This is a genomic window from Paraburkholderia podalyriae (genome assembly GCF_014397785.1).
Classification (GTDB): domain Bacteria; phylum Pseudomonadota; class Gammaproteobacteria; order Burkholderiales; family Burkholderiaceae; genus Paraburkholderia; species Paraburkholderia podalyriae.
On the sequence record NZ_VZQQ01000137.1, the window covers coordinates 1 to 6,205 of the forward strand.

A 6,205-nucleotide genomic window follows, 5' to 3' on the forward strand; every position below is an offset into this window, starting at 1 on the left:
CTTGTTCATGGTGGATGGTTTGTTGTTTGCTGGTTTCCGACTTCGACAATCAGATTCTCAGCTGAAACCTCCACCGCCTACAATCTCCCGCCTCAACTCCCCCGTACACCACTTCCGACTTTAGCTCCCGTGTTGATGCGGATATTCGCTGGCGCAAGCTCAATGGCCAGGTTGCGCGTGAGAGCATGCACTCCAGCATTCGCTGCCGAGTAGGCCGAAGACGGCGTCGCACCGATGGCCTGCAGGGCCCAGAGCGAGCCGGTCTGAACGATGGCGCCGCCGCCGCGTTGCTTCATCGCGCGCGCCGCGGCCTGTGCCATGAAGAACTTGCCTTTGAGGATGGTGTCGAGGAACCAGTCGTAATCGGACTCGCTCAGCTCCAAGAATTCCTTGGGTCGGAATACGCCCGCGTTGTTGATCAGAATGTCGACACCGCCAAACGCGTCGATCGCGACATTCACAAGCGCAGCGCCCGTGGCTGGTAAAGCGATATCCCCTGCGTACGTGCGCACTTTGATTCCTGCGGGGTCGATTTCGGCAGCGGCTTGTTTGAGCTTAGCCTGATCGCGGCCACCGATAACCACGCTAGCGCCGGCGCGCACCAGGCGGATGGCCACCTCCTTGCCGATACCGGAACCGCCACCGGTGATGATGGCGACTTTAGACGAGAAACTATTCATTGTGGAAGTCCTTTGTGAACCGAACGCGGATTGAAACTTTCGAGTTGATTCGAAAGCTTTGCGTGATGACCACATTATTGGATGACACGTATGGATTCACAAATGAGATATTCTGCCAGTCACTGAAAGAAATTCTTTACGTGATGACTGCTCCAATCTTCCTGAATGCGTTACGCGCGTTTGAAGCAAGCGCGCGCCACCAGAGTTTCTCTGCAGCGGCGACCGAGCTGAACGTCACGCCAGCGGCGGTGGGGCAGCTCGTCCGCAGCCTGGAAGAGTGGCTTGGCATGTCGCTATTCCATCGAGGCAGCGGTGGGCGGGCGCGTCTGGTGCCCACGGAGGCGGCGGTAAGGGCGCTGCCCGACATTCGCGACGGGTTCGATCGGTTGAACGTCGGATTCGCAAGACTTAGAGAGCGGTCACCGGTCGGGGTGCTGACAGTGACGCTCAGTCCCGCGTTCGCGGCCAAGTGGCTTCTGCCCCGCATCGACCGCTTTCAGACCGCATGGCCCGAAACTGACATTCGCCTTGACACAAATCTCAAGCTGGCGAACTTCGCGACACAAGGCATCGATATCGGCGTGCGCTATGGAGCCGGACACTGGCCGGATCTGGAGGCAGAAAAGCTGATGGACGAGGAAGTCTTCCCCGTCTGCTCGCCCGTGTTTCTTGAGCGTCATCCGGGAATCCGCAACCCCGCCGACCTGGACGGACTTACGCTGATCGATGATCTCTCTGTCGATCGGCGAATAGGGTTCGTTACCTGGGACGGGCGTTGTTGCAGAAATCACGGCGGTCGGCGATGACGTTTACGCACAACGCTGGGGTTGACCAGGATGTTAACTTCACTCTGAACTGCGTAGATTCTCGACTTTTTCACCGAGAAGATGCGCAAGGACGAACGCAAGGCAAGCGAGCCCAAAGGAACGTACCGCGTCAAGAACTGGCGTGAATACAACGCTGGCTTGATTGCGAGAGGCGATGTGACCATGTGGATTGATGAAAGCGTACTGACGCAGCTGCCCGAGGCTGGCTTTGGCAGGCGCGGCCGACCGCGCATCTACAGTGATGCGGCGATCCAGATGCTGCTCGGCCTCAAGCAGGTTTTTCATCTGCCGCTGCGCGCTGTGCAGGGCTTCGCGCTCAGTCTGCGCAAACTCGGCTACCCGGGCTTGCCGGTGCCGAACTACACGACCTTGAGCCGCCGCGCACAGACACTGAAGGTTGTACTGCCAACGCGGCGCGCCAACGAGCCCTTGCACCTGGTAGTCGACAGCACCGGCCTGAAGGTCTACGGCGAAGGCGAGTGGAAGGTACGCAAGCACGGCTGGTCCAAACGTCGCACTTGGCGCAAGGTGCACCTGGCGATGGATGCGAACACGGGCCAGATTTGCGCCGCGCTTATGACCCATCAAGACGAAGGCGATGGCGAAGTTCTGCCCGATTTGCTCGACCAGATTCCTGCAGATGTGGCAATCGATACCATCGGCGGCGACGGTGCCTACGACACCAAGGCATGCCATGCGCGAATTGCGGCGCGCACAGCGGTCCCTTCGATTCCGCCACGTGAAGGCGCGACGCCGTGGCCAGTGAGCACGCCGGGCGCGGCTTGGCGCAACGCTGCCATCGACGCGATCGCGGCAAGCAGCAGACGTGCATGGAAGCAGGCGAGTGGCTACCATCGTCGCTCGCTGGCAGAGGCCCTGATGTACCGGCTCAAGATCCTCACGGGCTCCTGCCTGTGGGCTCGCGAGATTGGCTCCCAGGCAACCGAAGTCTCGATTCGTGCAGGCGTGCTCAACCGCATGGCGGCCATCGCACGCCCGCAGTCCGTCCGTATCGCCTGAGATCGACATCACAGAGGGCATGTTGTCTCTACGCCTGATTTACGCAACAACGCCCCTGGGACGCGTGGCTCGACAAAGTGGGCATTAAGCTGACCGCGGCCCGATCGAATTTGAAGATCAATAGTTCCTCTGCCGTCCTTCAAGCCTCGATCGATGGCCATGGGGTAGCGCTGGCGCGTAGCGCTCTTGCACGCGACGATGTGGCCTCAGGGCGATTGGTGCGGCTTTTTCCAGATATCGAGCGGCCGTCGGAACTTGCCTATTACATCGTCTATAGGAAGGAGTGCGCTAACCTGCCAAGACTCGTTGCGTTTCGCGAGTGGCTTCGCGAAGAGGCGTCCAGCGACAGAAATGCGACCTAGTCAATGGCCTGCATGCGACGAGAGCTTTAAAGGAGCGTCACTAGTCAGACGGAGTAACCCAACGGAAGCAGGTCCAACACCAAACAGGGTCCCGAAGAGGCAGCCATTGGATGGTCGCGTCGTAGGTCCGGGCTCAATCAACCTATCCGTGACTGTCAATTAGGCCCGCGCCCCCCGCGAGTCCGGCGTGTTCTAACTGGTCTTCAGCGAAAAAACCAAGAACGACGGACGCTTCAATGAGTTTATGGTTCGCACCACGTCGCGCCGTCGCATGCTTTGGCGGGTGCCGCAACGGTCCCAGCCTGCCGACTCGATGCACTCGGAGCAGTTAGTGGTTTGAATCAAAGTGCGTTTAAGGGAATCTTCAGGTAGCGGGTGCCGTTCTCGTCGGCAGGAGGCAAATCGCCGGCCCCGTATATTTACCTGCACAGAAGGCAGGATGAGAACGGGCATCGCCAGCGTTGCATCGCGCGCTTCGCGCATGCTCACGAACTGTTCCTCTGTGACACCGTCGTGCACATGGATGTTATGTGCACGCTGCGCGAGCACGGTAGTTTCCCATTCGGGTTCACGGCCCTTGGGTGGATAGTCGTGGCACATGAAGAGCCGGGTGTCGCCTGGCAGGTCCAGCAGCTTTCGAATCGACCCGTACAACGTGTGTGCATTGCCACCCGGGAAGTCGCAACGCGCGGTGCCGACATCCGGCATGAAGAGCGTGTCGCCCACGAAGACCACATCGCCAATCTGGTAGGCCGTGTCGGCAGGTGTATGACCGGGAACACACAGCGCTCTGGCCGTCAGAGCCCCGATAGAGAACGTTTCGTTTTCGCGAAACAGATGGTCAAACTGGGAGCCGTCAAGCCGGAATTCGGGCTCCAGATTGAAGAGCTTCTTGAACACGCCCTGAACGGTGCGAATGTGCCCTCCAATCGCAATCTTGCCGCCTAGCTGGTCGCGCAAATAGTACGCTGCGGACAGGTGGTCCGCGTGTGCGTGCGTTTCCAGTATCCACTGAACGTGCAAGCCTCGCTGGCGCACGAACTCGATGACCCGGTCGGCGTTCGTCGTCGCAGTGCGTCCTGCCTTGGGGTCGTAGTCAAGGACCGGGTCAATGACTGCACATTCCTGACGCCCGGACTGAAACACCACGTAAGTCACCGTGCCGGTGACCGGGTCGAAGAACGGCTGAACGATGGGCTGCATCCTGACCTCCTCAGATGTACTCATTCTATTCACAAATAATCTACAATGCAATATAATGTTTGTGTGTAAATTATGGGTGGTGAGATGAGGAAGAAGTCCGTCCCAATCGACCTGTCGGTGATGCAGGCATCGGCAGAGAAAGCCTGTGCGCTACTGAAGGTGCTGGCCAATCCCGACAGGTTGCTTCTGATGTGCCAGTTGTCGCAGGGCGAGTTGTGTGTGAGTGACCTGGAAGAACAGTTGGGCATACGTCAGCCGACACTCTCCCAACAGCTCGGCGTACTTCGCGATAACGAGCTCGTGGCGACACGGCGAGAGGGAAAGAGCATCTTTTATTCCATCGCAAGCAAGGAAGCGATTGCGGTCATGAACGTGCTGTATGACCAGTTTTGCGCCCAATGAAGGTGAGGAGGGGGTATGTCGATTGATATCGCGAGTTTTACGCCGGGCCTGTCATTGACTGGCGGTCTGGTGATTGGCGCCGCCGCTGCCGTGCTTGTTTTATTCAACGGACGTATCGCCGGCATCAGCGGCATCCTCGGTGGCCTGCTGGGCACGCCTCAGAAAGATACGGGGTGGCGTGTCGCTTTTCTTGCAGGGTTGATTGGGGCGCCTGCGCTGGCAAGCCTGCTCGGGAACCCGGTAGCGCCTGATATCCAGGCGGGGTGGGGCGAAATACTTGTCGCGGGCTTTCTGGTTGGCATTGGCACGCGTTACGCAAGCGGTTGCACGAGCGGCCACGGTGTCTGTGGCATCTCGCGGGGCTCCGTCCGTTCGCTGGTCGCAACGGCCACATTCATGGCAAGCGGTTTTCTGACCGTATTCGTGTCCAGACATCTGCTGGGAGGCTGAAATGGGTTTGCTCGCTGCTTTGCTTTCCGGCCTGCTGTTCGGCGTCGGCCTGATGGTGTCCGGCATGGCCAATCCAGCAAAGGTGCTGGGATTTCTCGACCTCGCGGGACGATGGGACCCTTCACTGGCATTCGTGATGGCCGGGGCGATAGCCGTAGGCTCTGTCGCGTTCCTGTTTGCAAAGCGCCGCAAAAAATCCCTGCTGGGGCTGCCCATGCAGATACCGGCCAGCACCAACGTAACGTTGAGACTTGTACTGGGAAGTGCGGTGTTTGGCGTCGGCTGGGGGCTTGCAGGATTTTGCCCGGGGCCCGCACTGGTCTCCTTGGGCGCTGGCCTCCCAAAGGCGTGGGGTTTTGTGGCCGCGATGTTCGGCGGCATGGCCGTGTTCGAGTTCATTGAGCGCGTGAACCTGCGTCGACAAGAGGCTTGACCCGCTGGGCACTGATAGGCGGCCCGTCATCGGTTCATGATTATCAGAACCCTCGTCTCTACTATCCTGGAATCATAGACACCGCACGGCATGACCCGCAAGCCGTGCCGTTTTGGCGAAAGCTCGTCAGGAACCGTCGGCAAGTCGAGCAAAGAATATATGGGCCGGTCTGCAGAAGCTTCTGGTTCGGCGTACACGCAAAACAACTTGCTAGACATCATGTATGGACCTGCCCCCTCAATGCGGCTCTGAGCCGCGGTGTTACTGACCTTAAGCTTAATCCGCGTACCTTGAGGTGCGGCAGGTCCATACATGATGTCTAGATGCGTTCAAAGCCATAAAAGCTTCCCTCGTCTGATGCCGGGCGGGTGGGCAAGGACAACCAACCGCAGAACAGCAGGCGATAGTTGACGCCGTTCCGTCGGGCGGCCGAGCCCAAGCGGCCCGGCCCAGGTAGCTGTGCCTAGCGAGAAAGCGATCTTGCGGCTGAACCTCGACCGCGCATATGTCAGCAGGCAAGCTTAAGATAAAGGCTTATGCGGGCGCGGGCAAAACTTCGACTCTTCGCCTCGTTGCCGATCGTCTTTCCCACCTGCGCGGCACCTATCGCGTTCAACCGCGAAATTGCCGAACACGATAGCCTGGATGTTAAAAAAGGCGGCGAAAGCGTGTAGGAAAGCTGGGTAACTTTACATAAAAGAAATGATCGCGATTTGCTTCGTATTCCTATGTATGTGGCATCGGTGCGGTGCCGGCTAACGAGCTTCGGGCATATCAGCCCTGTAACGCCTCCGCACGGAAGCCACTGTGCAGTGCGACCTCATCGAA

Annotated in this window: 4 protein-coding genes and 4 pseudogenes; 6 read left to right on the top strand and 2 right to left on the bottom strand. The window is 58.9% G+C overall.

The features are described from left to right. Positions 1-122: 122 nt before the first annotated feature. Positions 123-680: pseudogene (locus F6X42_RS41315) on the bottom strand (SDR family NAD(P)-dependent oxidoreductase); the annotation flags it as partial. A gap of 143 nt (positions 681-823) precedes the next feature. On the opposite strand from F6X42_RS41315, the pseudogene F6X42_RS41320 reads away from it, so the two are divergent. From F6X42_RS41320 to F6X42_RS41330, 3 genes and pseudogenes are all read left to right on the top strand, one after another. Further along, positions 824-1,450: pseudogene (locus F6X42_RS41320) on the top strand (LysR substrate-binding domain-containing protein); the annotation flags it as partial. Between the two features lie 117 nt (positions 1,451-1,567). Continuing rightward, positions 1,568-2,527: an IS5 family transposase gene (locus F6X42_RS41325; protein WP_187639539.1), complete on the top strand. Its 960-nt coding sequence runs from the start codon at positions 1,568-1,570 to the stop codon at positions 2,525-2,527. 56 nt (positions 2,528-2,583) lie between these two features. Further along, positions 2,584-2,889 (top strand): annotated as a pseudogene (locus F6X42_RS41330) (LysR substrate-binding domain-containing protein); the annotation flags it as partial. 341 nt (positions 2,890-3,230) lie between these two features. Here F6X42_RS41330 and F6X42_RS41335 read toward each other — a convergent pair. Beyond that, positions 3,231-4,092 (bottom strand): annotated as a pseudogene (locus F6X42_RS41335) (MBL fold metallo-hydrolase). An 84-nt stretch (positions 4,093-4,176) separates the two neighbouring features. Between F6X42_RS41335 and F6X42_RS41340 the strand changes: the two are divergent. The 3 genes from F6X42_RS41340 to F6X42_RS41350 are packed head-to-tail and all read left to right on the top strand — an operon-like array spanning position 4,177 to position 5,377. Continuing rightward, positions 4,177-4,494 (top strand): ArsR/SmtB family transcription factor, encoded by a 318-nt coding sequence (locus F6X42_RS41340; RefSeq protein WP_026226058.1) that lies wholly within the window; start codon positions 4,177-4,179, stop codon positions 4,492-4,494. 15 nt (positions 4,495-4,509) lie between these two features. Further along, on the top strand, positions 4,510-4,944 hold the full coding sequence (locus tag F6X42_RS41345) for a YeeE/YedE family protein (RefSeq protein ID WP_187639541.1): 435 nt from the start codon (positions 4,510-4,512) through the stop codon (positions 4,942-4,944). Position 4,945: 1 nt separating this feature from the next. Further along, the gene (locus tag F6X42_RS41350) at positions 4,946-5,377 is read left to right on the top strand and encodes a DUF6691 family protein (RefSeq protein ID WP_187639542.1); all 432 of its coding nucleotides are present in this window, start codon (positions 4,946-4,948) and stop codon (positions 5,375-5,377) included. The last annotated feature ends 828 nt before the right edge of the window (positions 5,378-6,205 follow it).

What these genes read in the sequence shown, in the direction of transcription:
- F6X42_RS41350 (WP_187639542.1), top strand. Translation starts at nt 4,946, where the DNA reads ATGGGTTTGCTCGCTGCTTTGCTTTCCGGCCTGCTGTTCGGCGTCGGC.
- F6X42_RS41325 (WP_187639539.1), top strand. Translation starts at nt 1,568, where the DNA reads ATGCGCAAGGACGAACGCAAGGCAAGCGAGCCCAAAGGAACGTACCGC.
- F6X42_RS41340 (WP_026226058.1), top strand. Translation starts at nt 4,177, where the DNA reads ATGAGGAAGAAGTCCGTCCCAATCGACCTGTCGGTGATGCAGGCATCG.
- F6X42_RS41345 (WP_187639541.1), top strand. Translation starts at nt 4,510, where the DNA reads ATGTCGATTGATATCGCGAGTTTTACGCCGGGCCTGTCATTGACTGGC.